The organism is Variovorax sp. FW301-JW7, assembly GCF_058788795.1.
Map to the genome: position 1 here is coordinate 186,418 of NZ_JBYTBC010000009.1, position 26,579 is coordinate 212,996.

At 69.9% G+C, this 26,579-nt stretch carries 22 protein-coding genes; 9 read left to right on the forward strand and 13 right to left on the reverse strand.

From position 1 onward, the window contains the following. Positions 1-45 precede the first annotated feature (45 nt). Positions 46-1,170 (reverse strand): PepSY-associated TM helix domain-containing protein, encoded by a 1,125-nt coding sequence (locus tag AC3WQM_RS23670; protein ID WP_492682157.1) that lies wholly within the window; start codon positions 1,168-1,170, stop codon positions 46-48. Positions 1,171-1,313: 143 nt separating this feature from the next. Next, entirely contained in the window at positions 1,314-2,693 is a 1,380-nt protein-coding gene (gene purB / locus AC3WQM_RS23675) for an adenylosuccinate lyase (protein WP_492682159.1), read from the reverse strand. A gap of 119 nt (positions 2,694-2,812) precedes the next feature. Here purB and AC3WQM_RS23680 point away from each other — a divergent pair, with 119 nt between their 5' ends. After that, positions 2,813-3,424, forward strand: coding sequence for a glutathione S-transferase N-terminal domain-containing protein (locus AC3WQM_RS23680; protein ID WP_492682161.1), 612 nt, complete (start codon positions 2,813-2,815; stop codon positions 3,422-3,424). 38 nt (positions 3,425-3,462) lie between these two features. Here the strand turns inward: AC3WQM_RS23680 and AC3WQM_RS23685 are convergent, their stop codons facing one another. The 4 genes from AC3WQM_RS23685 to AC3WQM_RS23700 form a co-directional block, all read right to left on the reverse strand. Further along, entirely contained in the window at positions 3,463-4,707 is a 1,245-nt protein-coding gene (locus tag AC3WQM_RS23685; RefSeq protein ID WP_492682163.1) for a class I SAM-dependent methyltransferase, read from the reverse strand. Then, positions 4,704-5,510, reverse strand: coding sequence for a DUF1365 domain-containing protein (locus AC3WQM_RS23690; protein ID WP_492682165.1), 807 nt, complete (start codon positions 5,508-5,510; stop codon positions 4,704-4,706). Before AC3WQM_RS23690 ends, AC3WQM_RS23685 begins: the two co-directional genes overlap by 4 nt. After that, complete coding sequence (locus AC3WQM_RS23695; RefSeq protein WP_492682167.1) at positions 5,507-6,853, reverse strand: NAD(P)/FAD-dependent oxidoreductase; 1,347 nt, start codon at positions 6,851-6,853, stop codon at positions 5,507-5,509. Before AC3WQM_RS23695 ends, AC3WQM_RS23690 begins: the two co-directional genes overlap by 4 nt. Positions 6,854-7,146: 293 nt before the next feature. Then, entirely contained in the window at positions 7,147-7,761 is a 615-nt protein-coding gene (locus tag AC3WQM_RS23700; protein ID WP_489060649.1) for a glutathione peroxidase, read from the reverse strand. A 128-nt stretch (positions 7,762-7,889) separates the two neighbouring features. On the opposite strand from AC3WQM_RS23700, the gene AC3WQM_RS23705 reads away from it, so the two are divergent. From AC3WQM_RS23705 to AC3WQM_RS23715, 3 genes are all read left to right on the forward strand, one after another. Beyond that, positions 7,890-8,747 (forward strand): ferritin family protein, encoded by an 858-nt coding sequence (locus AC3WQM_RS23705; RefSeq protein ID WP_095747294.1) that lies wholly within the window; start codon positions 7,890-7,892, stop codon positions 8,745-8,747. A gap of 97 nt (positions 8,748-8,844) precedes the next feature. Then, positions 8,845-9,735 (forward strand): RNA polymerase sigma-70 factor, encoded by an 891-nt coding sequence (locus AC3WQM_RS23710; RefSeq protein ID WP_492682169.1) that lies wholly within the window; start codon positions 8,845-8,847, stop codon positions 9,733-9,735. 104 nt (positions 9,736-9,839) lie between these two features. Further along, positions 9,840-10,307 (forward strand): carboxymuconolactone decarboxylase family protein, encoded by a 468-nt coding sequence (locus tag AC3WQM_RS23715; protein ID WP_062475252.1) that lies wholly within the window; start codon positions 9,840-9,842, stop codon positions 10,305-10,307. A 3-nt stretch (positions 10,308-10,310) separates the two neighbouring features. Here AC3WQM_RS23715 and AC3WQM_RS23720 read toward each other — a convergent pair whose 3' ends face one another. Together AC3WQM_RS23720 and glnE are read right to left on the reverse strand one after the other, a co-directional pair. Further along, on the reverse strand, positions 10,311-11,417 hold the full coding sequence (locus AC3WQM_RS23720) for a septal ring lytic transglycosylase RlpA family protein (RefSeq protein ID WP_492682171.1): 1,107 nt from the start codon (positions 11,415-11,417) through the stop codon (positions 10,311-10,313). Then, positions 11,410-14,205 (reverse strand): bifunctional [glutamate--ammonia ligase]-adenylyl-L-tyrosine phosphorylase/[glutamate--ammonia-ligase] adenylyltransferase, encoded by a 2,796-nt coding sequence (gene glnE, locus AC3WQM_RS23725; RefSeq protein WP_492682173.1) that lies wholly within the window; start codon positions 14,203-14,205, stop codon positions 11,410-11,412. The genes AC3WQM_RS23720 and glnE overlap by 8 nt, the downstream gene beginning before the upstream one ends. A gap of 25 nt (positions 14,206-14,230) precedes the next feature. On the opposite strand from glnE, the gene AC3WQM_RS23730 reads away from it, so the two are divergent. The 4 genes from AC3WQM_RS23730 to AC3WQM_RS23745 all read left to right on the forward strand — a co-directional run bounded on the left by AC3WQM_RS23730 (position 14,231) and on the right by AC3WQM_RS23745 (position 21,955). Then, positions 14,231-18,367: a YhdP family protein gene (locus AC3WQM_RS23730; RefSeq protein ID WP_492682175.1), complete on the forward strand. Its 4,137-nt coding sequence runs from the start codon at positions 14,231-14,233 to the stop codon at positions 18,365-18,367. Then, positions 18,364-19,182 carry a carbon-nitrogen hydrolase family protein gene (locus AC3WQM_RS23735; protein ID WP_492682177.1) on the forward strand — a complete coding sequence of 273 codons (819 nt, stop codon included), beginning with the start codon at positions 18,364-18,366 and terminating at the stop codon, positions 19,180-19,182. Before AC3WQM_RS23730 ends, AC3WQM_RS23735 begins: the two co-directional genes overlap by 4 nt. Before the next feature lie 2 nt (positions 19,183-19,184). Further along, positions 19,185-21,260, forward strand: a complete 2,076-nt coding sequence (locus AC3WQM_RS23740; RefSeq protein WP_492682179.1) for a sensor histidine kinase — start codon at positions 19,185-19,187, stop codon at positions 21,258-21,260. Between the two features lie 68 nt (positions 21,261-21,328). Further along, positions 21,329-21,955, forward strand: a complete 627-nt coding sequence (locus AC3WQM_RS23745; RefSeq protein WP_492682181.1) for a response regulator transcription factor — start codon at positions 21,329-21,331, stop codon at positions 21,953-21,955. A gap of 9 nt (positions 21,956-21,964) precedes the next feature. On the opposite strand, the gene AC3WQM_RS23750 is transcribed toward AC3WQM_RS23745, so the two are convergent. The 5 genes from AC3WQM_RS23750 to AC3WQM_RS23770 form a co-directional block, all read right to left on the reverse strand. Further along, positions 21,965-22,444, reverse strand: coding sequence for a 2,4'-dihydroxyacetophenone dioxygenase family protein (locus AC3WQM_RS23750; protein WP_492682183.1), 480 nt, complete (start codon positions 22,442-22,444; stop codon positions 21,965-21,967). 138 nt (positions 22,445-22,582) lie between these two features. After that, a complete protein-coding gene (locus AC3WQM_RS23755; protein WP_492682185.1) occupies positions 22,583-23,509 on the reverse strand; it encodes a helix-turn-helix domain-containing protein in 927 nt (308 codons plus the stop codon). A gap of 136 nt (positions 23,510-23,645) precedes the next feature. Beyond that, positions 23,646-24,203 carry an OmpA family protein gene (locus tag AC3WQM_RS23760; protein WP_489060665.1) on the reverse strand — a complete coding sequence of 186 codons (558 nt, stop codon included), beginning with the start codon at positions 24,201-24,203 and terminating at the stop codon, positions 23,646-23,648. 85 nt (positions 24,204-24,288) lie between these two features. After that, the gene (locus AC3WQM_RS23765) at positions 24,289-24,948 is read right to left on the reverse strand and encodes a YiaD family glycine zipper/OmpA-like lipoprotein (protein WP_062480790.1); all 660 of its coding nucleotides are present in this window, start codon (positions 24,946-24,948) and stop codon (positions 24,289-24,291) included. Positions 24,949-25,145: 197 nt separating this feature from the next. Beyond that, a complete protein-coding gene (locus AC3WQM_RS23770; RefSeq protein ID WP_180288602.1) occupies positions 25,146-25,301 on the reverse strand; it encodes a hypothetical protein in 156 nt (51 codons plus the stop codon). Here AC3WQM_RS23770 and mltA point away from each other — a divergent pair. Further along, a complete protein-coding gene (mltA, locus tag AC3WQM_RS23775; protein ID WP_492682187.1) occupies positions 25,300-26,448 on the forward strand; it encodes a murein transglycosylase A in 1,149 nt (382 codons plus the stop codon). The two genes, AC3WQM_RS23770 and mltA, sit on opposite strands and share 2 nt — an antisense overlap. Positions 26,449-26,579: the final 131 nt, after the last annotated feature.

Here is a 26,579-nt window from a genome sequence, read left to right on the forward strand (position 1 = left end):
TTCGATGTATTTGTGATGGATGAAGGGATGGGATGTGTGCGTCGTTCAGGGCGCCGCGCCGCGGGACAGCGCCTGGCTGCGGGCAGCCGCCGCCACGGCGCGCCGGCGCCACCAGAGCCACACGCCGCTCAGGCCGAGGCCGGCCAGCGCCAGGCCCAGCAGCGCGGTGACCGCCTGGTGCACCACGCCGCCGAGCACGCCGGTGTGCAGCGGGTAGATCACGACCACCGCGCCGTTGCCGGTGTCCATGTCCTGCCAGCGGCGCACGCCGAGCAGTTCGCCCGTGACCGGATGCACCCACACCGAGCCGATGCCGTTCGGGTGCGGGTCGTCGGCGAGCCGGAAGCGCACGCGCAGCGGCCGGTCCGATCGGCCGGGCACCTGCACGTAGCCGATGGGCTGGCCGGGGAACACCGCCTGCGCGCGGGCGACGAGGTCGTCCAGCGGCAGGCGAGGGCCGGTGGCGGTGCCCTTGGGCACCACCGGTGCCTTGGCGGGTGTCTGCCCGAGCGCGGTCGAGATGAAGCCGCCCAGCGGTCGCCAGGCCATGTACGCGCCGGTGAAGACCGACACGGCGATCAACAGCCCGAGCACGGCGCCGCCCGTGCGGTGCAGGTCGAACAGCCCGCGCAGCAGGCCGCGGTCCAGCACGATGCGCAGCGAGGGCGGCCAGCGCGCCGGCCACCACAGCACCACGCCGGTGACCAGCAGGAACAGGTAGGCGAGCGCTGCGATGGCGAGGATGCCCTTGCCTGTGTCTTCCAGCAGCAGGCTGCTGTGCAGTTCGAACAGCAGGTTGTAGGCGCCTTCGTGCGTGCAGCGGCGGCCCTGTTCGGCGCCGGTCGCGGGGTCGAGGTAGAGCGTGCCTTCCCACGGGCCGCGCACCAGCACCCGGAGCGTGTCGCCGGGCTGGCGCGGCGGGCGCAGCGTGAAGTTGGTGTCGGGGCCGAACTCGGCGAGCAGGCGCTGGCGCAGGGGCTCCAGCGGCGCGGGGGCCGCACTGCTGTTGCTGTGCGCGACGAAGAGCTCAGGATGCGCCGCGCGGTCGAGCGGCAGCGCCACCACCAGCAGGGCGCCCAGGAGCGCCGTGAGGGCGAGCAGCGGCCCGAGCGTGAGGCCGATCCATCGGTGGAGCGTGAGCCAGAGGCGTCTCAGTGGGGCGCGCAGCATGAACAACGGGGACGTCGAAGCGTCCCGTCAGGGTTGTCGGCTGGCGTGCGCCCGGACGGGGCACGTTGGCTGGAAGTGTCGGATGGCGAACGAAGCGCACCGGCCGTGGGCAACACAGGCCGGCGGATCGTCGCGGGGGAAGCCTAAATTCTACGAGCGAGTTCGGCGGCCTTGCCGGTGTAGCTGGCCGGCGTCATGGCCAGAAGGCGGGCTTTTTCCTCTTCGGGAATCTCCAGCGAGCGGATCAGCCCGTGCAGCGCTTCGGCCGTCACGGTCTTGCCGCGCGTGACTTCCTTGAGCTGCTCGTAGGCGCCCTGCACGCCGAAGCGGCGCATCACGGTCTGGATCGGCTCGGCCAGCACTTCCCACGAGGCGTCGAGGTCATCGGCCAGCGCTTCCTGGTTGATCTCGAGCTTGCCCAGGCCGGTGGCCAGGCTCGCGTAGGCCAGCGTGGCGTAGCCGAAGGCCACGCCGATGTTGCGCAGCACCGTGCTGTCGGTCAGGTCGCGCTGCCAGCGGCTGATGGGCAGCTTCTCGCTCAGGTGGCGCAGCACCGCGTTGGCCAGGCCCAGGTTGCCCTCGGCGTTCTCGAAGTCGATGGGGTTGACCTTGTGCGGCATGGTCGACGAGCCGATCTCGCCCTTCTTCAGGCGCTGCTTGAAGTAGCCCAGGCTCACGTAGCCCCAGATGTCGCGCGAGAAGTCGACCAGGATGGTGTTGACGCGCGCCACGGCATCGAACAGCTCGGCCATGTAGTCGTGCGGCTCGATCTGGATGCTGTACGGCTGGAAGCTCAGGCCCAGGCCCAGCGGCGCGGGCGTCTCGACGACCTTGCGGCTGAAGGCCTCCCAGTCGAACTCGGGCCAGGCAGCCAGGTGGGCGTTGTAGTTGCCGACCGCGCCGTTCATCTTGCCCAGCAGCTGCACGGCGGCGATTTGCGCGCGGGCCTTGGTCAGGCGCACCGCCACGTTGGCGATTTCCTTGCCGACGGTGGTCGGGCTGGCGGTCTGGCCGTGCGTGCGCGAGAGCATCGACACGTCGGCGAACTGGTGCGCCATCTCGCGCAGCTTGGCGATCAGGCCGTCGATGGCCGGCAGCACCACGGTGTCGCGCGCGGCCTGGATCTGCAGGGCGTGGCTGGTGTTGTTGATGTCTTCGCTGGTGCAGGCGAAGTGCACGAACTCGGCGGCAGCCAGCAGCTCGGGCCGGGCTTCGAACTTCGACTTGATCCAGTACTCGACGGCCTTCACGTCGTGGTTGGTGGTCTTCTCGATGTCCTTGATGGCCAGCGCGTCGGCTTCGGAGAAATGCGACACCAGCCCCATCAGGTACTTGCGGGCGCCGCCCGTGAGGGGCTTGAACTCGGCAAAGCCGCAGTCGGACAGCGCAATGAACCAGGCCACCTCCACTTGCACGCGACGGTGCATGTAGCCCTGTTCGCTCATCAGCGGGCGCAAGGCCGCGAGTTTGGCCGCATAGCGGCCGTCAAGGGGGGAGAGGGCGGAGACGGTGGAAAAGCTCATGCCCGAATTTTAGGCGGCCGCCGGCGGGTCGTGCCGCGGGGAGATTCGGGCGGCGTCTTTTTCCGTTCACCTAAAATGCCTGCGAACAAACGTTAACAGACGATGGGGAGAGAGCCTTCATGAAACTGATCGGATCCGCCGCCAGTCCTTATGTGCGCAAGGTGCGCGTGGTGCTGGCCGAAAAGCGGCTCGACTACCAGTTCGTGATCGAAGACGTCTGGTCGGCCGACACCATGATCGCCCACTCGAATCCGCTGGGCAAGGTGCCGTGCCTGATCATGGAAGGCGGCGAGGCGATGTTCGACTCGCGCGTCATCGTCGAGTACATCGACACCCTGTCGCCCGTGGGCAAGCTCATTCCGCAGCAAAGCCGCGAACGCGCCGAGGTCAAGACCTGGGAAGCGCTGGCCGACGGCGTCATGGACGCCGGCGTGCTCTGGCGCCTCGAAGCCACCTGGACGGGCCGTGCCGACGGCGAACGCAGCGCTGCCTGGATCGAGCGCCAGCGCGTCAAGGTCCAGGCCGGCGTGGCCGCCATGGCCAAGGGCCTGGGCGACAAGCCCTTCTGCAGCGGCATCCACCTGAGCCTGTCGGACATCGCGGTCGGCTGCGCGCTGGGATGGCTGGGGCTGCGTTTTCCCGAAATCGACTGGCGCGGCGATCACGCCAACCTGGCCAGGCTGTACGACAAGCTCATGCTGCGGCCGAGCTTCATCGACACCCAGCCCTGAAACGACAAAGCGCCCGAGGGCGCTTTTTTCATGGCGTTTCAGCCGGCCGGCGGTGGGGGCCGCTTGCGCAGCGTGTACTGCACCACGTCGGTGCTCTGCTGCAGGAACGCGGCCTCGCAGTAGGCCAGGTAGAACTCCCAGATGCGCAGAAAGCGTTCGTCGAAGCCCTGCTGCAGGACCGCGGCGCGCTGCGCGAGGAAGCGTTCGCGCCAGCGCCGCAGTGTTTCGGCGTAGTCGGCGCCGAAGGCGAATTCGTTCACCACCTCCAGCCCGGCAGCCTCGGCGGCGCGCCGGAACTCGCGCGGGCAGGGCAGGCAGCCGCCCGGGAAGATGTACTGCTGGATGAAATCGGTCGCGCCGATGTAGCGCTCGAACAGCCGGTCGTCGATCACGATGGTCTGCACGCAGGCGCGCCCGCCCGGCTTGAGCAGGCGGTGCACGGCCTGGAAATAGGCCGGCCAGTAGTCGCGGCCCACGGCCTCGACCATCTCGATGGAGCAGATGGCGTCGAAGGGCGCGTCGCTGATGTCGCGGTAGTCCTGCAGGCGCAGGTAGACCGGCAGGCCCGCGGTGCGCTCGCGCGCGTAGGCCAGTTGCTCGGTGGACAGCGTCACGCCGGTCACCGAGGCGCCGAATTCGCGCGCCGCCATTTCCGCCAGCGCGCCCCAGCCGCAGCCGATCTCCAGCATGCGGTCGCCCGCCTTCACGCCGGCCCGGTCGAGCGCACGCGCCACCTTGGCGCGCTGCGCCTCGGGCAGCGGGCGCGCCAGGTCGCCCTCGAACCAGGCAGCCGAATAGTTCATCGTCTCGTCGAGCCAGGCCGCGTAGAAGGCGTTGCCCAGGTCGTAATGCGCGTGGATGTTGCGCGCACTGCCCGCGCGGCTGTTGCGGTTCAGGCGGTGCCGCAGCCGGTACGCGAGGCGGCCCAGCCAGTGGCCGTAGACCACGTCTTCGAGCGCGCGCCGGTTGGCAATGACCACCTGCATCAGCTCGACCAGGTTGGGCGTGCCCCAGTCGCCCGCGATGTAGCTTTCGGCGAAGCCGATGTCGCCCGAGCGCAGCGCGGCCCGGCAGGGCTCCCAGTTGCGCAGCGTGAGCGAGGCCGTGAGCGTGCTGCTGCCGGGCGCGGCGCCGAAGTGGCGCACCGAATCGTCGGGCAGCCGCACGGTGAGCGAGCCGTGCGTGAGGCGCTGCAGCAGGCCGAGCACGGTGCGCGCGGCGCGCGGCGCGTCCTGCGGCAGCGCGAGGGGGAAGCCCGGGGCGGTGGTGGTGGTCGGTATCATGGGTGCTGCTGCGGGGAGGAAGGGGTGTCGCGCGACACGAAGGAAAGCGGCGGTGCCGGCTTGGCGATGAAGGGCACGCGCTTGAGCCACAGCTTCGCGGCCTGCCAGTGGATGCGCGCGATCAGCCCGACGGTCATGGCGGGATAGCGCCACAGCGCGCGCCGCACGAGGGCCGGGCTCAGCGGCGCGAGCTCGCCACTCACGCTGGTCTGCAGCAACGGGCCGTCGGCGTCGTCGTGGTCGATGCGCACCACCGTGCGCGTGCGGGCTGCATCGATGAAGAAGCGGAAGCGGTAATCGCCCGTGACCCGGCAGAACGGCGAGACGTGGAAGGCCTTGGCGGCGCGCAGTTCCACGCCGTAGCCAGGCTGGTCGAGCAGGTAGCAGTGGCGTTCGCCGAAGGTGTTGTTCACCTCGACCACGATGGCGCGCAGCGCGCCCTGCGCCGTGTGGCAGTACCAGAAGCTCACGGGCTTGAAGGTGTAGCCGAACACGCGCGGGTAGCAGTGCAGCCAGGCTTCGCCGTCGGCATCGTCGATGCCGTGCTCGGCCAGCAGCGCGTCCAGCCAGGCCAGCGCGCCGCCCTGGGCGGGGTCGCGGCCGTCGCCGTGGTCGGCGTCGTGGAACGACAGTGCGGCCGGGCGGTTCAGCGTCAGCTGCGCGTTGCCGTGCGCGCGCAGGGTGCGCATCGGCAGCATCAGGAAGAAGGTCGGGTAGACGAAGGCGTGGTGCGCGGGGCGCAGGCGCGTGTGCCGGACTTCGCCGAAGCCCAGGTGCGGCACGGCCTGCACCGGCGAGGTCATGCTGCGCGCCTTGCCGGTGCCGCCTCGCCGCCGGCCAACCGCGTCCGCACGCCCTCGGCGGCGGCCAGCCCGGCCTTCAGGCCGTCTTCGTGGAAGCCGTAGCCCATCCAGGCGCCCGCGAACCAGGTGCGGCGCCGGCCCTGCAGCGCAGGCACCTCGGCCTGCGCGCGGATCGCGCCCAGGTCCAGCACCGGGTGGTCATAGTCGTATTCGGCCATGACCCGACTACGCGCGATCTCGCCGACCGGATTCAGCGACACGATCACCGGCTGCTCCCAGGGCAGCGGCTGCAGCTTGTTCAGCAGGTAGTGCAGGCAGACGCGGCCCGCCTCGTCGTCGCCCGTGGCGCCGCGCTGGTAGTTCCAGGCGGCCCAGGCAGTGCGCCGGCGCGGCAGCACGGAGGCGTCGGTGTGGAGCACGGCGTGGTTGCGCTGGTAGCGAATCGTGTCGAGCACCGCCAGCTCGGCCGGGTCGGGGTCGCCGAGCAGGGCCAGCGACTGGTCGGTGTGCGTGGCCAGGATCGCGTGGTCGAACACCTCGGTGCCCGCGTCGGTCGACACCCGCACGCCGTCGTCGTCGCGCACGATGCGCCGCACCGGCGTGCGCAGGCGCGCGTCGGGCAGGCCGGCGACGATCTTCTCCACGTAATGGCGCGAGCCGCCGCGCACCGTGCGCCAGGCAGGGCGGTTCGCGATCTGGATCAGCCCGTGGTTGTGGCAGAAGCGGATCATGGTCGCGACCGGGAACGCCAGCATCTGCGTGGTCGAGCAGCTCCAGATACAGCCCATCATCGGCAGGAAGTACCAGTCGCGAAAAGCGGTGCCGAAGCGGTGGGTGTCGAGGAAGGCGCCCAGCGGCTGGGCCAGCTCGCCCTCGGTGCCCGCCTCGGCGATGCGCGTGGTCAGGCGGTTGAAGCGCAGCAGGTCGCGCAGCATGCCGAGGAAACGGGCGTCGAGCAGGTTGCGCCGCTGCGCGAACACGGTGCCCAGGTGGCTGCCGCTCCATTCGAGCGGCTGGCCGTTGTCGCGCACCGCTTGCACCGAAAACGACATGTCCGAGGCGGCCGTTTCCACGCCCAGCTCGGCGAAGAGGCGGATCAGCTGCGGGTAGGTGCGCTCGTTGTAGACCAGGAAGCCGGTGTCCACGCCGTGTGCGACGCGGGTGGTGTCGTGCGCCGAGCGCGGCAGCTCGATCGTGGCCGTGTGCGCATGGCCGCCGAAGTAGTCACTGGCTTCGAAGAGGGAGACGCGGGCCGTATCGCGCAGCGCATGGGCGGCTGCGAGGCCGGAGATGCCGGCACCGATCACGGCGATGCGGGGAGGGCCGGTGGGGCGCTGCGTCATCGCAAGCCCCGGTTCCGGCGGGAAGACAAAAATGCTGCGAGGCGCCCCGACACGAAGGAGGGAGGGAGGGAGGAGGAGAAGAATCGCCTCGGGATTTCAACCGGACGGCAGGCGCCCGGAAGACCTCGCAACATGAAAACCTGTGGGCCTTGGCCGCCCACGCCAAGTATGAGCGCGGGTTTTGGCGCACGGTTCCCCGTCGAGTGGTAAACGTTTGTGACGCGCAGTTCACAGTGAGAGGGACGCATCGGCAAATAATATTACCGATACGTATTTTTGTGAACTGATCAGTCTTAATTTGGCCCGAGCTGTTTCTCGATGACGTTCACGAAGCCGGTTTCGTCCGGCGCCGTCATGCTCGACCAGGCCTGCACCACCTTGCCGTCGCGCCCGATCAGGTACTTGTAGAAGTTCCACTTCGGCGTCGTGCCCGAGGCCTGCGCCAGCTGCTTGAACAGCGGATTGGCGTCGGTGCCGCGCACGGCCGACTTGGCGAACATTGGGAATTTCACGCCGAAGGTGCTTTCGCAGAAGTCGGCGATCTCCTTGTTGGAGCCCGATTCCTGGGAGAAGTCGTTCGACGGGAAGCCCAGCACCACGAGGCCGCGGGCGCGGTACTTCATGTCCAGCGCCTCCAGCCCCTTGTACTGCGGGGTGAAGCCGCAGAAGCTGGCCGTGTTGACCACCAGGACCACTTTTCCGGAGTACTGGCAAAGGTTCTGGGGCTTTTCATCCTGCAGCCGCGGGAAGCTGTGCTGCAGGATCGCCGGGCATCCCGCCGCAGCGCCCACCACGGGCGCGGCGGGGGCGGTCTGGGCACCCGCCGGGAGGGCGGCCACAAGGCCCGCCCCGAGTGAAAAGGCCGTGGCGCAACGTCGCAGCATCGACGATCGGGCGGGGGTTCGCATGACGGGCTCCTGGATCGAAAAGGGGGTGAGCATCTATGGCGCAAGCGCGCGCGTAAGCACATCATCGCGCGTCTGTCACGGGCGCGCCAAACGGCCCGACTAAAATCGGCGGCCATTGAAAGACTTTGATGCTCTACCCGGAACTCTTCAGACAACTCGAATCCGTCCGCTGGGACATGGACAAGGACATTCCCTGGCAGTCGTTCGACGCCTCCTTGCTGACTGAAGAGCAGGCGCAGACCATCAAGATGAATGCCATCACCGAGTGGTCGGCGCTGCCGGCCACCGAGATGTTCCTGCGCGACAACCGGCACGATAGCGACTTTTCGGCGTTCATGTCGATCTGGTTCTTCGAAGAGCAGAAGCACTCGCTGGTGCTCATGGAGTACCTGAAGCGCTTCAGCCCGCAGCACGCGCCCACCGAACAGGAGCTGCACGAGGTGCGCTTCGACTTCGACCCGGCGCCCCCGCTCGAAACCCTCATGCTGCATTTCTGCGGCGAGATCCGCCTGAACCACTGGTACCGTCGCGCGGCCCAGTGGCACACCGAGCCGGTCATCAAGCACATCTACACCACGCTGAGCCAGGACGAAGCCCGCCACGGCGGCGCCTACCTGCGCTACATGAAGCGCGCCATGGAAAAGTTCGGCGACGAAGCCCGTGCCGCCTTCACCAAGGTCGGCGTGCTGATGGCCAGTGCGCGCCGCACCGCCCAGGCGCTGCACCCGACCAACCTGCACGTGAACAAGGCACTGTTCCCGAACGACACCATCCAGAGCCGCATGCCCGATCCCGACTGGCTCGAGCACTGGCTGGACAAGCAGATCAAGTTCGATGCCGTATGGGAAACCAAGGTCGGCGAGCGCATCCTGCACAACCTGAGCCTCTTGATGAACCGCAGCTTCAAGACCGTGCAGGAGCTGAACCGCTACCGCAAGGAAGTCTCGGCCACGTTGGGCCCCAAGCCCGAATACCAGGGCGCCTGAGCCGTTCCCAATATCTAAAAAATCGCCCCGCATGCCGGGGCGATTTTTTTTGGGCGCGAGCTGTCACAACACGGCGACGTCAAACGTCTAATCGGGCATGGACGACCCGACCCTCACCTTCGACAGCCACCGCCGCCGCCTCCAGGGCATCGCCTACCGCATGCTCGGCTCCGTGGCCGAGGCCGAAGAGGTGGTGCAGGACGCCTGGCTGCGCTGGCACGAGGCCGACAAGGCCAGTTTCGACAGTGCCGAAGCCTGGCTCGTGACCGTCGTCACGCGCCTGTCGATCGACCGGCTGCGCAGCGCCAAGGTCCAGCGCGAGCACTACATCGGCCCGTGGATGCCCGAGCCCACCCTCACCGGGTCGCCCGACACGCCCGAGGAAACGCTCGAGCGCGTCGACAACATCTCCGTCGCCTTCCTGGCCGTGCTCGAGCGCTTGGCGCCCGAGGCGCGCGCCGCTTTTCTCATGCGCGAGGTGTTCGACGCCGACTACGACGAGATCGCCCAGACCCTGGGCAAGAGCGAGGCCGCCTGCCGCCAGCTGGTGCACCGCGCCAAGGCCCAGGTGCAGGAGGCCCGCCCGCGCTTCCAGGTGTCGCGCGATACGCACCAGCGCCTGCTGCGCGCCTTCGCCGACGCCGCCGCGCGCGGCAGCATGCAGGACCTGAAGGCGCTGATGGCCGAAGACGTCGAACTCATCGGCGACGGCGGGGGCAAGGTGCAGACCTTCAGCAAGATCCTGCGCGGCAGCCAGCGACTGGCGCAGCTGTACTTCTCGCTCTGGCGCCGCATGGGCGCCGGCGTGCACATGGAGCTGGTCGAGCTCAACGGCGAGCCCGGCATGCTGCGCTTTCTGGACGGCGAACTCGAATCGGCCCAGACCTTCGAGATCGAGGGCGAGCGCATCGTGCGCATCCGCGCCCAGCGCAACCCCGACAAGCTGGCGCGCATCGCGCAGCTGTTCGCGGCCAAACGGGGCGCCTGAAGAAAAAATTCGCGCAGCCTGTCACAGGGCCGATGGCTGGCGCGTCTTCAGGGGGTAGCAAGCGGATTTCGCTTGTTTCCTTCAACCACCCTGGAGTACATCTCATGAGCCAAGCCCCCGCCCTCCGTCTCGCCTGGACCAAGTTCGCCCCCAAGTCCTTCCAGGCCATGATCGCCGTCAACGGCAGCTTCGAGTCGAGCACGCTCGGCAAGGTGCTGATCGACCTCGTCTTTGCCCGCGTCTCGCAGATCAACGGCTGCGCCTACTGCCTGGACATGCACGTGCGCGACCTGCGCGTGCAGGGCGAAGACTGGCAGCGCATCAACAGCCTCGCCACCTGGCGCGAAGTGAGCCTGTTCAACGAACGCGAGCGCGCCGCGCTGGACTGGGCCGAAACGCTCACGCGCCTGGCCGACCACCACGCCGATCGCGATGCCGAATTCGAAGCCCTGAAGGCCGTGTTCAGCGACCAGGAAATCGTCGAGCTCTCGCTCGCCGTGGCGCAGATCAACGCCTGGAACCGCCTGGGCGTGGGCCTGCGTTCGCAGGTCGTGGCCAAGGCGATGCCCTGAGCCTCAGCGCCGCTCGACCACCATCGGCGCGATGCGCAGGTTGTCGCGCAGCTGCGTGACGGCCTCGCCCGCCGCATTGCGCGACGGGAACGGACCGGCCTGCAGGCGGTGCGTGCCGGCTTCGCTGAACACGCGCAGCTGCGGCGCCAGCGTGGGCAGGCCGCGCGCGGCCTGGTTTCTCAAGCTCTCGGCGCCGTCGCGTTCGCGGAACGCGCCGAGTTGCACCCAGAAGCCGGACGCGGCGGACGAAGGCGCCGAGGGTGCGGCGGGCGCAGCGAGCGGGGCCAGCGGCGCGAGGTCCGTCACCACCATCGCTTCGCGCGGGCCGGCCGGTGCCTCGGGCTCCGACGGTGCCACGGCCATCACTGGCGTCTGTGGTGCCACGGGCATCGTCGCCACGGGGGCGGCTGCGGCGGTCATCGCAACCGGCGCGACCCAGGCCGATGGCACAGCCACCGGCGCAGCCGCCACCCGAACGGGCGCGGGGGCCGGCGCAGGCGCTGCGGCATAGGCCGTGCCCGCATCGCGGCGCCAGGCGCCGGTGCGGATGTCGTCGTTGGTGATGCGCTCGATCTCCACCGGCGCCACGCCGCGCAGCAGGTCGAGCTTCAGCGCCGCCGTGTAGCTCAGGTCGATCACGCGGCCGTCCACGAAGGGGCCGCGGTCGTTCACGCGCACGATCACTTCGCGGCCGTTGGCCGGGTTGCGCACCCGCACATAGCTCGGCAGCGGCAGCGTCTTGTGCGCGGCCGTCATGGCGTACATGTCGTAAGGCTCGCCGCTCGCGGTGGAAGCTGCATGGAACTTGCGCCCGTACCACGAGGCGATGCCCGATTCGCGGAACGGCCGGTCGTCGGTGATCGGCTGGTAGCCGCGGCCCAGCACCGTGTAGGGCTTGCTGGTGCCGCCGCTGCTGCGGATCGGCTCGATGCGGGGCTCGGCGTCGGGGACGCGGTCGAGGTCTGACGGGATGTTGCTGCCGGGGCCGTCGCGGCCACTGGCGACGCCGCCACCACTGCTGCGCGGTCCGCTGGCGCAGCCGGCCAGCACGAGCGCGGCGGCCAGGGCGCAGGCCGTCAGCGCGCGGGAAGCGAGGGCGCCGTCAGCCAAAGACCGCCTTCCACAGCGCCAGCATGGCGTCGCGCTCGGCGCTCAGGGCAGGCGGCGTGACCTGCGTGGGCTCTTCGTTCAGGCGCGCGGTGTGCTGCACGCGGCGCAGCTCGCGGTAGGCCTTGGCGGCGTCGCGGCCCACGCCGTCGGGCAGCAGGCCGGCTTGCTCGGCACGCAGCAGCAGCGCGATGTTGCCCAGGTTGGGAATCAGCTCGGGGTGCGCGCCCGAGGCCGACAGCACCAGGAACTGCACCGCGAACTCGGCATCGACCATGCCGCCGGGGCTGTGCTTCACGTCGAAGCGGTCGGCCTTCACGGGGCGGGCGCCGCGCAGCTTGTTGCGCATGCCGATGATCTCGGCCTTCAGCGACTCGCGGTCGCGCGGGGCCACCAGCACGGCCTCGCGCACCTGGTCGAAACGCGCGCCCAGCTCGGCGCCGTGGTCGGCGCTGCCCAGCACGAAGCGCGCGCGCGTCATGGCCTGGTGCTCCCAGGTCCATGCGGTGTTGCTGCCGCGCCCGAGCTGGTACTTTTCGTAGGCCTCGAAGCTGGTGGTGAGCAGGCCCGAGTTGCCGTTGGGCCGCAGCGCGGTGTCGATCTCGAACAGGTCGCCCTCGCGCGTCTTCACCGTGAGCCAGTTGATGAGCTTGCGCACGTAGGCCGCATAGACCTCGCCGGCGCGCTCGTCGTCATCGTCGTAGACGAACACGATGTCCAGGTCGCTGCCGTAGCCCAGCTCTTTGCCGCCCAATTTTCCGTAACCGATGATCGCGAACTGCGGCACCTCGCGGTGCCGGTTGCGCACATGCGGCCAGCACCAGCGCGCGGTCACGCGCAGCGTGGTGTCGGCCAGCGCGCTCAGGTCGTCGGCCACCTGCTCGACGGTGATGCGGCCATCGACGTCGCGTGCCAGCGTGCGGAACACCTCGGCGTGGTGGGCGTGGCGCAGCAGGTTCAAGAGGCGCTCTTCGTCGGCCTCGCCGGTGCGGGTGAGCGAGGTGTGGCGCGCTTCGAGTTCGCGCTCGAATTCGTCGGCGATGAAGCGGCCCGAGAGCATTTCGTCGCTCGCGAGCTCGTCGATCACGCCGGGGTGCTGCATCAGGTAGCGCGCGGGCCATTTCGCGGCGCCCAGCAGGCGCAGCAGGCGCTCCTGCACGGCGGGGCGTTCGACCAGCAGCGCCAGGTAGCTCTCGCGGCGCATCAGCGGCTCGATCCAGTCGGCCCAGCGCATGGCGGCATCGACGTGGCGCGGCGTCTGTCCCGCGCCGTCGCCGTCGGGCTCCTTCAGCCACTGCCCGGTGCGTTGCACCAGCTGGCGCAGGCGGCCCCGGGTTTCCTCGCGCAGGGCGAGCACGCGCGGCGTTTCGCACCAGTCGCGGATGCGCTCGGCGAACACGGGCGGCAGGTCGTCGAGCAGGTCGGCCAGGTCGGCGGGTGCGGCGGCCTTCTTGCCGTTGCACTTGCCGTTGCAGGGCTTCTCGCCGCCCAGCAGCTTGTCGAACTCCTGGGCCACGAACTCGCGGTGCGTGTCGAGCTGTTCGAGAAACGGGCAGCAGTCGGCATAGCCCATCGACTGCGCGATCCAGCGCAGGTCGTCGTCGTTGACCGGCAGCACGTGGGTCTGCTGGTCGTCCAGGTACTGGATGCGGTGCTCCACGCGGCGCAGGAACTCGTAGGCCGCGGCCAGCGTGTCGGCCGTGTCCTGCGGCATGAGGTTGGCGCGCGCCAGCCGCTGCAGTGCGTCGAGCGTGGGGCGTGTGCGCAGCTCGGGGAACTGGCCGCCGCGCACCACCTGCAAGAGCTGCACGGTGAATTCGATTTCGCGGATGCCGCCGCGCGAGAGCTTCACGTCGTTGGCGCGCTCGGGGCGTCCGGCGCTGCGGCGCGCCGACTGCTCGCGGATCTGGCGGTGCAGGATGCGCAGCGAATCGAACACGCTGTAGTCGAGATAACGGCGGAACACGAAGGGCAGCACCACGTTGCGCAGCGCCTGGGCCTGGCCGCCGAGCACCACGGCGCGCGGCGCGACCACGCGGCTCTTCATCCAGGCAAAGCGCTCCCATTCGCGGCCCTGCACCTGGAAATATTCTTCCAGCGCGTCGAGCGAGACCACGCTCGGCCCCGAGTTGCCGTTGGGCCGCAGCGCCAGGTCGACGCGAAACACGAAGCCGTGCTCGGTCACGTCGCCCACCAGCGCATAGATGCGCTTCACGGCCCGCGCAAAGTACTCCTGGTTGGACAGCTTGCCGCGCCCGTCGGCATCGCCGGCCGTGTCGCCGTCCACGTCGTACAGGTAGATGAGGTCGATGTCGCTGGACACATTGAGCTCGCGCGCGCCGAGCTTGCCCATGCCGATCACCCACAGCTGCGAGCGCTGGCCTTCGGGGCCGAGCGGCGCGCCGTGCTGGGCGTCGAGTTCATGGCAGGCGTCCTGGCAGGCGATGTCCAGGGCCAGTTCGGCCAGCTCGGTCACGGCGGTGGTCACCACCGCAAGCGGGGCCTGCTGGTCGCAGTCGAGTGTGACCAGACGTTCCATCGTGAGCTGGCGCACGATGCGCAACGCATCGCCCACGGCCACGCCGCGTGCGCGCAGGGCGTCGTAGGCGACGGTCATCGATTCGCGCCGGGGCTCGCCGGGCGGCAGCAATTCAAGCTCGGCCGCATAGCGGCGGCGCAGCCGCTGGACGAATCGGGAACTGGAAGAAAACGCGGAAGGCGTCGGATTGGATGGCAACTGATTCACACTGGTGTGGGTTGGCGCGGAACCCGGCTCTAGGCTGGCGGTCATAATTCCCGACACAGCGCGATCCTCAATGAACGACACGGCGTCTTCCCCTTCACGTCTGCTCCAAATCACCGCTGTGACAGCGCGCTGGCTATTGGGTCTGCTCTTCGCTGCGTGGCTTCTGCTGGCGCTGTCAGTCGTGGTCCTGCACGCGTGGATTGTGCCGCGAATCGGCGATTTTCGCGGTGCACTCGAGGCGCAGGCTAGCAAGGCCATCGGTGTCCCGGTGCGCATCGGCGCCATCACCGCCCGCTCCGAAGGGCTATTCCCGGCCTTCGAATTGCGCGACGTGGTGCTGCAGGACGCAGACCAACGCGAGGCCCTTCGCCTCGTGCGCGTGGTGGCGAGCGTGTCGCCGCGGTCGCTCTGGCGCCTGAATTTCGAGCAGCTCTACATCGAGGGTCCGCAGCTCGACGTGCGCCGTGACACTCAGGGAAAACTCCATGTGGCTGGATTGCACATGGAGACCGACACGACCGGAGAAACCCGCGCCGCCGACTGGTTTTTCGCGCAGCGCGAGTTCGTCATCGAAGGCGGCACCGTGCGCTGGACCGACGAGCAGCGCGGTGCCGAACCCCTGCTGCTGACCGACGTGCGCTTCGTGTCCCGCAACGGCGCACGCCGCCACGGCCTGCGGCTGGACGCCACGCCGCCGGCCGGCTGGGGCGAGCGCTTCACGCTGCGCGGCCAGTTCCGCCAGCCGCTGCTGTCGCTGCGCAGCGGCCATTGGCAGACCTGGGACGGCCAGCTCTATGCCGACCTGCCCTACATCGACGTCACCCGTCTCGGCCAGTACGTCTCGCTCGATGCGCGCATCCGCGAAGGCAACGGCGCGTTGCGCGTGTGGGCCGACGTGGACGACGGGCGCATCGTCGGCGGCGCCGCCGACCTGGGGCTGAACCGCATCGACGCCTCGCTCGGCAAGGGGCTGCAGCCGCTGGTGCTGCGCGCCGTCACCGGCCGGCTCGCGGGGCAGATGAACGCGGACACCTTCGAGTTCTCGACCACCGCCTTGCAGTTCGACACCGTCGACGGCCTGCGCTGGCCCGGCGGCAATCTGTGGCTGCAGCACACGCCGACCAAGGGCCGCACGCCCGAGCACGGCGCGCTGAAGGCCGACCGGCTCGACTTGGCGGCGCTGGCGCTCATCGCCGACCGCCTGCCGCTGGGCGAGGCCACCCACCGCGTGCTGGGCGCCTATGCGCCGCGCGGGCTGGTCGAGCGCATCGACGTGAACTGGCAGGGCGCGCCCGACGCGATCGCGCGCTACCAGGCCAAGGGCCGGGTCAGCGGGTTGCGCGTGGCCTCGCAGCCGGCGCCGGCCGCGACCACGCCGAGCACCCCGGCACCGGCCGGCGCTCCCGCTGCACCGCCCCGCATTCATCCGGGCACGCCCGGCCTGAGCGGTGCCACGCTCGACTTCGACGCCAGCCACACCGGCGGCACCGCCACGCTGGCGATCGCCAAGGGTTCGCTCGAATTCCCCGGCGTGTTCGAAGACCCGGAGATCCCCATCGACCGGCTCTCGACCCAGCTGCAGTGGAAGCTCGACAACGGCGCCATGCAGGTGCAGATGTCAAAGCTGCGCTTCGCGAACGCCGACGCCGAGGGCGAGGCCGAGGCCAGCTGGCGCACCAGCGACCCGGCCACCTCGAGCAGCCGCGCGCAGCACCCCGGCGTGCTCGACCTGCAGGGCAAGCTCACGCGCGCCGACGGCACCCGCGTGTTCCGCTACCTGCCGCTCGACATTCCGCAGCACACGCGCGACTACGTGCGCGAGTCGGTCATCAAGGGCACGGCCAGCACCGTCGATTTCCGCGTGCGCGGCGACCTGCACGACATGCCCTTCATGGACCCGAAGCAGGGCGAGTTCCGCATCGCGGCCAAGGTGTCGGACGTGCACTACGCCTACGTGCCGCCGTCGCTGGCCGCCGCCACCGCGACCCCGGCGTCGCGCACCGGCCCGCCCGCCGCGCCGCCGCCCGTGTGGCCGGCGCTCACCGGCGTGTCGGGCGAACTGGTGTTCGAGCGCGCGGGCATGCAGGTGCGCAACGCGCGCGGGCGCATCGCGGGCGCGCCCGGCGTCGAGATCACCAAGGCCGAGGCGCAGATCGCCGACATGTCGCACCACGCCGCGCTGCTGCGCGTCGACGCGCAGGCCAAGGGCCCGCTGGGCGAAGTGCTGCGCGCCGGTGCGCCACTGGCCGGCGAGGCCGGGCCCTTCCTGCAGCGTGCGCGCGCCACCGGCTCGGCCGACTACAAGCTGCGCCTCGACCTGCCGCTGGAGAACGTCAACAGCACCAAGGTGCAGGCCACCGTGACGCTGGCCGACAACGAGCTGCAGGTGGTGCCCGAAGCCCCGCCGTTCACGCAGGCGCGCGGCACGCTCAACTTCACCGACACCGGCTTCTCGCTGGCCGGCGTGCAGGCCCGCCTGCTGGGCGGCGACGTGCGCGTCGAAGGCAAGGGCCGCTTCAGCGGGCCGCAGCGCGAACTGGCATTGAAGGCGCAGGGCACGGCCAGCGCCGAAGGCCTGCGCGGCGCGCGCGAGGTCGACTGGCTCGCGCGCCTGGCCAAACATGCCACCGGCAGCACGCCCTACGCCGCCACCTTCTCGATGCGCGACGACACGCCCGAGTTCTCGCTCACCAGCAGCCTGCAGGGGCTGGCGCTGCAGCTGCCGACGCCGCTCGTGAAGACCGCCGAAGAGCAGATGCCGCTGCGCATCGAAAAGAAGGTGCTGGCGCGCGACACCCGCCATGCCACGCAGGACCAGCTGACGCTCGAACTCGGCCGCATCGGCTCGGTGCAGTACGTGCGCGAACTCTCGGCCACGGGCGAGGCGCGCGTGCTGCGCGGCGGCATCGGCATCGGGCTGGCGCCGGGCGAGACGGCGCTGCCGTCCGACTGGGGCGTGTTCGCCAACGTCAACATCGCCAAGCTCGACATGGGCGCCTGGCAGGCGCTGGTGGGCACCGCGGCGGTGGTCGCCGGCAGCGAGCGGGCCGACGATCCCGATCTGGCCTACCTGCCCACGCGCATCGCGGTGCGCGCGCAGCAGCTGGGCATCGCGGGCCGCACCCTGCACAACGTGGTGCTCGGCGGCACGCGCGACGGCACGCTGTGGCGTGCCAACGTCGACGCCACCGAATTGAGCGGCTACGCCGAGTACAGCCACAGCCAGGCCGGCCGGCTCTACGCGCGGCTCGCGCGGCTGAAGATCGCGCCGGCCGAGGCCACGCAGGTCGAGACCCTGCTCGACGAGCAACCGGGCACCCTGCCGGCGCTGGACATCGTGGTCGACGACTTCGAGCTGCTCGGCAAGCACCTGGGCCGCGCCGAGATCGACGCCGTCAACCGCGGCGGGCGCGAATGGCTGCTCAACAAGCTCGCGTTCAGCGTGCCCGAAGCCACCTTCACCGCCAAGGGCACCTGGGCCGCGCCCGCGGGCGCCAGCGCCGGCCAGCGCCGCACGGCCATGAACTTCAAGCTCGACATCGCCGACGCCGGCGACCTGCTCACGCGCTTCGGCATGCCGGGCGTGCTGCGGCGCGGCAAGGGGCGGCTCGAGGGCGAGGTGAACTGGCGCGGTTCGCCGTTCTCGCTCGACTACCCGAGCCTGGGCGGCCAGCTGCAGGTCGACGTGGAGCAGGGCCAGTTCCTCAAGGCCGACCCCGGCCTGGCCAAGCTGTTGGGCGTGTTGAGCCTGCAGGCGCTGCCGCGCCGGCTCACGCTCGATTTCCGCGACGTGTTCAGCCAGGGCTTCGCCTTCGACTTCATCCGCGGCGACGCGAAGATCAACAAGGGCATCGCCAGCACCAACAACCTGCAGATGAAGGGCGTCAACGCCGCCGCGCTGATGGACGGCTCGGCCGACATCGTGCGCGAGACGCAGAACCTGCGCGTGGTGGTGGTGCCCGAGATCAACGCCGGCACCGCCGCGCTGGTGGCCACGGCCATCAACCCGGCCATCGGCCTGGGCACCTTCCTCGCGCAGTGGGTGCTGAGCAAGCCGCTCGCGGCCGCCGCCACGCAGGAGTTCCACGTCGAAGGCACCTGGGCCGACCCGAAGATCGCCAAGGTGCCGCGCTCGCTGCAGCTGCTGCCCGGCCTGCCGGGCGCATCGACAGCGGGGGAAGGCAAAAAAATGGAGACCACGCAATGAAAGTCGCAGCCATCCAGATGGTGTCCGCCATCGCCCGCGAAGCCAACCTCGTGCGCGCCCACGCCCTGCTCGGGCAGGCGGCGCGCGACGGCGCCGAGCTCGCGGTGCTGCCCGAGTATTTCTGCATGATGGGCGCGCGCGACACCGACAAGCTCGGCCTGCGCGAAACCGCCGGCGCCGGCACGGTGCAGGGCTTCCTGGCCGATGCGGCGCGCGAGTTCGGCCTGTGGATCGTGGGCGGCACGCTGCCCATCGAGAGCGACGACGCCGACCACGTCTTCAACAGCTCGCTGGCGTTCTCGCCTGAAGGCAAGTGCGTGGCGCGCTACGACAAGATCCACCTGTTCTTCTTCGACAACGGCACCGAGCGCTACGACGAGCGCCGCGTCATCGCACCGGGCGCGCAGCCCGTGGTGTTCGAGCTGCCTTCGCGCGACGGCCACGCCTGGCGCGTGGGCATGAGCGTCTGCTACGACCTGCGCTTTCCCGAGCTGTACCGCGCGCTGGCAGGGCAGGGCGCCGACCTGATGCTGGTGCCCAGCGCCTTCACGCGCACCACCGGCGCCGCCCACTGGGAGGTGCTGCTGCGCGCGCGTGCCATCGAGAACCTGGCCTGGGTGGTCGCGCCCGCGCAGGGCGGCACGCACGAGAACGGCCGCCAGACCTGGGGCCAGTCGCTGGTCATCGACCCCTGGGGCACGGTGGTGGCGCAGCAGGCCGCCGAAGAGGGCGTGGTGCTGTTCGACCTCGACGCCCGGCAGGTCGAGCGCACGCGCGCCCAGCTGCCCGCGCTGTCGCACCGCGTGCTCGCCTGACGATGGCCGACGAGGCGCTGGACCTTCCCGCACCGCCGCCGCAGCCGCCCGAGCCATCGCGGCAGCGCCGGGTGTGGATCGCCTTCGCGCGCCTGCGCTCGCTGTGGCAGCGCTGGTTCCTCTGGCTGCTGTTGGCGGTGCTGGTGCTGGCGCTGCTGGTCACCGTCGTGTGGCTGGCCGGTCGGCACGAGGTCGAGCAGGTGCAGGCCGCGCTCGAGCGCGACACGGCCGACGCCGTCGTCGACCTGCGCAGCGGCCTGCAGCGCAACGCCCAGAGCCTGCGCGCCACGCTCGCGCCGGGCATGGAGCGCACGCACTGGGCCGACCGCGCGGCGGCGCAGCTGCGCGAGCACCGCGAATGGCTGCGGCTCGAATGGCGCGATGCGCAGCTGCAACCCATCGAGGCCGTGAACACGCCCTACCGCATGCGCATCCTCGAGGAGAGCAGCCGCGGCCCCGCGCAGTCCGACGTCACGCTGGCCTGCACCACCGCGCGCAAGGCCGGCGCGCCCGCCTACTCGCCCAGCCACTACGTGCCTGTGGCCGGCGGCGGCGGTGTCGAGGTGATGGAGCTGTGCCTGCCGATGGACAGCGGCGACTACCTGGTGGCGAGCTACTCGCTGCGCGACACGCTGGTCGAGCTGGTCGGCCCCACGCTCACGCGCGGCCAGGAGGTCGCCTTCACCGAGGCCGACGGCACGCGGCTGGTGGCGCTGGGCACCTCGCGACGCATCGGCACGCGCGTGTTCACCTCGCAGCAGCGCATCGACCTGCCGGGCGCCTCGCTCATGCTGCGCGTGGACGGCTGGCGCGCCGCGCCCGACCTGTTCCCGAACATGCTCACGGCGCTGGTCACGGCGATTTCGATCGCGCTCGTGTCGGTGCTGATCCTGCTGGCGCGCGACACCCGCCGCCGCCTGCGCGCCGAGCGCGACCTGGCCGACGCGCTGGCCTTTCGCAAGGCGATGGAGGACTCGGTCATCACCGGCCTGCGCGCGCGCGACCTGCAGGGGCGCATCACCTACGTCAACCCGGCCTTCTGCGAGATGGTCGGCTTCACGCCCGAAGAGCTCATGGCCGACAGCGTCGAGGCGCCCTACTGGCCCACCGAGCTGGCGCACGAGTACCACCTGCGCCAGACGCGCCGCTTCGCGGGCGGCCTGCCGCCGCGCGAGGGCTTCGAGTCGGTCTTCATGCGCAAGGACGGCACGCGCTTTCCGGTGCTCATCTTCGAGGCGCCGCTCATCAACGCGCACAGGGTGCAGACCGGCTGGATGAGCGCCTTCATCGACGTGAGCGAGCAGCGCCGCGTCGAGGAACTCTCGCGCGCCAGCCAGGAGCGCCTGCAGGCCAGCGCGCGCCTGGCCACCGTGGGCGAGATGGCCTCGCTGCTGAGCCACGAGCTCACGCAGCCGCTGGCCGCCATCGCCAGCTACGCCACCGGCTCGCTCAACCTGCTCGGGCCCGAGGTGCAGGGCGAACAGGCCGAGGTGGCCATGGCCGTGAAGCGCATCGCGGAGCAGGCCGACCGTGCGGGCCAGGTGATCCGCAGCGTGCACGACTTCGTGCGCCGGCGCGACCGCATGCGCGAGGCCGTGGCGCCGCAGGCGCTCATCGACGCCGTGCTGCCGCTGGTGCGGCTGCAGGCGCGCAAGCTCGACGTGACGATCGAGATCGTCTGCGAAGAGCGCCTGCCCGCCGTGGTGTGCGACCGCACGCTGGTCGAGCAGGTGCTGCTGAACCTGGCGCGCAACGCCATGCAGGCCATGGACAGCCCCGACAACACCGGCAGCCGCCTGCTGCGCCTGCGCGTGGCGCGTGCCCTGCCCGTGGGTGCCACCGCGCCGGCCGATGGCCGCCGCTGGCTCGAGTTCTCCGTGGCCGACCTGGGCTGTGGCATCAGCGACGAGGTGGCGGCGCGCCTGTTCACGCCCTTCTTCACCACGCGCCCCGACGGCATGGGCCTGGGCCTGAGCCTGTGCCGCACCGTGGTGGAGCAACATGGCGGCGCGCTGATGTTCGAGCCCAATCGCCCCCGGGGCACCGTCTTCAGGTTTACGCTCCCGGCTGCGGGATAGCCGCCTTTTTCTTCTTCTTCTTCTTCTTCTTCTTCTTCTTCGTTTTCTGTTCCGCTGGACCTCATGGCATGCAACCGCTGATCGATGGCTTGATCTTTATCGTGGACGACGACGCCAGCGTGCGCGAGGCGCTGGCCTGGCTGCTGCGTTCGCGCCGCCTGGCCAGCGAGCACTTCGGCAGCGCCGAGGCCTTCGAGCAGTACCTGGACGAGGCCACGTTGCCCGACCAGCCGCGCTGCCTGCTGCTGGACGTGCGCATGCCCGGCATGAGCGGGCTGGTGCTGTTCGACCGGCTGGCCGAACGCGGCCTGCTGGCCGAGATGCCGGTGATCTTCCTGACCGGCCATGCCGACGTGCCCACCGCCGTCGAGGCGGTCAAGCGCGGGGCCTTCGACTTCTGCGAGAAGCCGTTCTCGGACAACGCGCTGGTCGACCGCATCGAGCAGGCGCTGGGCATGTCGCAGCGCGCGCTCGAGGTGCAGCGCGTGCGCCGCGGCCTGGCCGACCGCATCGCCGAGCTGACCGACCGCGAGCGCGACGTGATGCGCCTCGTGGTCGAGGGCCTGCCGAACAAGCTCATCGCCGACCAGCTCGCGATCAGCGTGCGCACGGTGGAAGTCCACCGGGCGCGCGTGTTCGAGAAGATGGAAGTGAAGTCGGCAGTGGAGCTGGCCAACCGCCTGCGGGATCTCTAGCCCCGGTCGTCAGCTGTGCACGTGCTGCGCCGCGCCGTCGCGCGTGGCCATCTCCAGCATGCTGCGACCGTCGACGATGCCGACGACGTTGCCGTCCTCGCCCAGCCCGGCAATGGCGCCCTCGAACACGCAGAACAGCACGCAGCCGCCGTCGGAGCGCGGCTGGTGGATGTCGCCGGCGGGCTCGTGCATGTAGTCGCCCGGGCGGCCGATGTCGTTGCGCTCGTAGTAGATGTCGCCCTCGAGCACGATCACCTCGATGGCACCCAGGTGATGGTGGACCGGCGCCTCGGTGCCGGGATCGACCTTCAGCAGGCAGGTGAAGCCGCCGCTGCGCCGGTTGATGCTCAGCAGCTTGTACGCCACGCCGGGCATGACCCACGGCTTCCATGGATAGCTTTCGAGCTTCTGGAAATTCGGATAGGGCAGCGTGATGCGCGCGTGGGCGGCGCTGGCCGGCGGCGTGGCTTTCAGGGCGGTCAGGGTCATGGTGTCTCCGTGGGGTGATGCGGCCGGGATCGGCCTGCGAAGCCAGTCTAGGAGCGGCTTCTCACGCCAGGGCCTGTTGGCCCGAACGAAGCACGGGATGTCGAAAGCGGCGCGCTTTTGCGCAAGTTGCAGCGCCGTTCAGCGCATGCGGCGGTAGGCACTCGGCGCCACGCCGAGGAACGCACGGAAGCGCGTCGAGAAGTACGCGGGGCTGCCAAAGCCCATGCGTTGGGCCACGGCCTCGATGGGCAGGTCGCTGGTGCGCAGCAGTTCGGCGGCGCCCTCCAGGCGGCGACGCAGCAGGTACTGGTAGGGCGCCATGCCGCTGGCCGCCTTGAAGCTGCGGATGAAGTGGTCCTGCGACAGGTGCACCAGCCCGGCCAGGTCGGCCAGCCCCAGCGGCGTGGCCAGGTGCGCGTCGATGTGCTCGGTCACCCGGCGCAACTGCTGTGGGGTCAGGGCCGGCTGCCGGCGCGCGCCCTCCGTGTGCAGCAGCGCACCGCGGCCCGACGCGGAGTGGCGCCGCACGAGGTGGTGCGCCAGCAGGTGCTGGCTCTGCGAGAGCAGCAAGGAATCGGGGCTCAGGGGCACGGCGCCGTACAGCTCCACCTCGCTCACCAGCATCTGGAAGAAGCCTTGCAGCCAGGGGTCGCGGATCGCGAAGAAGGGATCGATCTCCACCGCCGGCCCGAGGTCTTCCTCGGCCGCGACGCGCGCGATCAGCGCCTGTCCGATGTACAGGTGCACCACGCCGCAACGCCCGCCGATTTCCCACTCGGTGCCGTCGCAAGGGATGAAGCTCACGCTGCCCAGCCGCGAGCGCGAGGCGACGAGCTTGCCGCGCTCGTACTTGCGCACCGCGGTGCTGCCGTTCTCGTGCAGCACCAGCACGTGATGCGCCGCGCCGTGGAAGGGCAGCCAGCATGGGTCCTGCTGCCAGCGGGCGGCGAAGAGCTGGTCGCCGCCTGTCACGAGGTAGTTCGGGCGCGCGCCGGTGCCCTCGGCAATGATGTCCGGCGCGAAATGGGATGCGACGCTCGATGGGGCCGGCGCGATGGCGTTCATCGGAGTTTCCTCTCGTGTCCGCCCGGCGCGCGGTGCGCGCGCCGCGTGCAGGCCGCGCGATGTTAGGGCCGGCGGTGCCGTGCCCTCATGCGGGATTTCCTCACGGTGCCGCGCGCCGTGCGCGCAGCACCTGCGCTCAGATCTTCTCGGCGACGAAGATTTCGACGCGGCGGTTCTGCGCGCGGCCGGCGGCCGTGCCGTTGTCCGCCAGCGGCTCGCGCGAGCCGCGGCCGTCGGTGGTGATCACGGTGGTCGACACGCCGCGGCCCACCAGGTGGTTGCGCACGCTGTCGGCGCGGCTCACCGAGAGGCGTTCGTTGCCTTCTTCGCTGCCCGTGCTGTCGGTGTGGCCGACCACGCGCAGGCTGGCGGTGGTGGCGCTCTTCAGGCCTTCGGCGACCTTGTCGAGCACCTGGGCGAGGTTGCGCTTGACGTTGGCGCGGCCGGTGTCGAACGAGAGTTCATTCGGAATCACGACGTGAAGCTGGTTGTCGGCGGTCTGCTCGATCACCACGCCGGTGCCCTTGGTGGAGCTTTCGAGCTCGGCCTTCAGCGCGTCCAGGCGGGCGGTCCAGCTGTTGGCCGGTGCGGCCTGCTGTGCGGCCGGTGCTTCGGCCGGCGGGGTCGACGATGCGCACCCCGCGATGAACAACACAGCGGCCAGGGCCGCGCTAGACACAACAAACTTCCTCATGAATTTTCCCTCTGCTTGGACCAATGAAAACGGAAGCGGGAACCGGCCGTTCGATAGGGCGGCCGGTTTCCCGGTGGGGCTGCGATCAGCCGCGCTGTGCGCGCTCGCCCACGTAGATCTCGACGCGGCGGTTCTGTGCCCGGCCGGCGTCGCTGTTGTTGTCGGCCACCGGCTCATGCGAGCCACGGCCTTCGATGCGGAAGGCCGCAGCGCTCACGCCGCGTGCCACCAGGTAGTCGCGCGTGCTGGCGGCGCGGTCCACCGACAGCGGGTTGTTGATGGCGTCGGAGCCGGTGCTGTCGGTGTGGCCGATGATGCGCACTTCGGCGTTCGGGTTGTTGCGCAGGCCGTTGGCGAACTGGTCGAGCACCGGTGCGAAGTTCGACTTGATGTTGGAGCGGCCCACGTCGAACGACACGTCGCTCGGAATGGCGAGCTTGAGCTCGTTGTTGGCCGTCTGCGTCACGGCCACGCCGGTGCCTTGCGTGGCGGCTTCCATCTGGCGCTTCTGGTTTTCCATGCGCTGCGACCACAGGTAGCCGCCGAGTGCGCCGGCCGCCGCGCCGACCACCGCGCCCGTGCCGATGGCACCGCGGTTGCCGCCCGTGGCCGAGCCGATCGCTGCGCCGCCGAGCGCGCCGATGCCGGCACCGATGCCGGTGTTGCGCTGGGTGTCGGTCATTCCGCCGGCACAGCCGGACAGGACGAGGGCAGCTGCGGTGGTTGCAAGAACGAACTTTTTCATGGCGATGCCTTTCCAGGTTGAATCAAACGGGCCACAGCTTAGCCCTCGACGGGTACGCGATGGTACGTGCTCAAAGCCCTACGGAAAATAAGAAAACTTTCGCCATCGCCCGTGAATGCTGCGATGATTGCTACTAAAGTTGTAGCAATAGGGTGCTTGTCCGACAGCGGGGCGCGCCGTGCGGCTACACGAGCAATTCACACTTTGGGCGGGGGATCGCGGTCCGAGCTCTCGGCATCGGCGTCGGGCTCGTCATGCAGTTCACCCTTGTTGCGCCCGGAAAACATGGTCCACCAGATGATCAAGATCAGGACGAGTCCCGCGGCGAGGGCTTCAAGCAGAATCAAACCCATGAGAAATGGACTCCAGTGGCTGGTGGGGCTTGCGATCGTAGCAACGCTTGCCGGCTGTTCCCTCGGCCCCCGCGCCCCCGACACCCCCACCCGACCCACCGTCACCCCGCCGCGCGACCTCGGTCCGCTGACCGGATCGCTCGCGCATCCGAAAAGCCGCTGGGTGCCTGTGGGCTGGTCCGAACTGCCGGGCTTCAGCGAAGACCCGCTGCACGAAGCGTGGATCGCATTGCTGGCCAACTGCGCACGCCCCAACGCCGCTTTCGCACCGCTGTGCCGCGAGGTGCGCCAGCTGGCCATCGCCACGCCCGAGGAGCAGCGCCGCTGGATGACCGACCGGCTGCAGCCCTACCGCGTCGAATCGCTCGCGGGCCAGAGCGAAGGCAAGCTCACCAGCTACTACGAGCCCGTGTACGAAGCCTCGCGCGTGCCCTCGGCCGGCTTCAGCGTGCCGCTGTACCAGGCGCCCGACGGCCTCGTGCCCAAGCGCCCCTGGTTCACGCGCCAGGAGATCGAGACCCTGCCCGAGGCCCAGGCCGCGCTGCGCGGTCGAGAGATCGCCTGGATGGCCGACCCCATCGACGCGCTGATGCTGCACATCCAGGGCTCGGGCCGGTTGCGCATCACCGAGGCCAACGGCTACCAGCACACGGTGCGCGTGGCCTATGCGGCCACCAACGAGCAGCCGTACCGCAGCGTGCAGCAGTGGCTCATGAGCCAGGGCGTGGCCAAGGTCGGCAAGTGGCCTGACGACACCAAGGCCTGGGTGGCGCAGAACCCGCAGCGCGTGTCGCAGCTGCTGTGGAGCAACCCGCGCTACGTGTTCTTCCGCGAAGAGACCATGAGCGAGCTCGACGCCGCCTTCGGTCCGCGCGGCGCGCAGGGCGTGCCGCTGACGGCGGGGCGCTCCATCGCGGTCGACCGCGAGAGCATTCCCTACGGCACGCCGGTGTGGCTCGCATCGAGCGGTCCGACCGCGCAGCTGCAGAAGCTGGTGGTGGCGCAGGACACGGGCAGCGCCATCCTGGGCGCCGTGCGCGCCGACTACTTCGCCGGCACCGGCGCGGAGGCCGGCCGGCTGGCGGCGAGCGTGAACCAGCCGCTGCGGCTGTGGGCGCTGTGGCCGAGGCAGCTGCCGGCACCTTGAAGCCCTCGGCGGCTTGAACGACACAACGGCGCGGTGATCCCGCGCCGTTTTGCATGCCGCCGACCGGTGCGTGGGCGGGGTGTGATCGTGGCGGTCGTCATCGTTCTGTCATGCGCGATGCACGCCTTCGT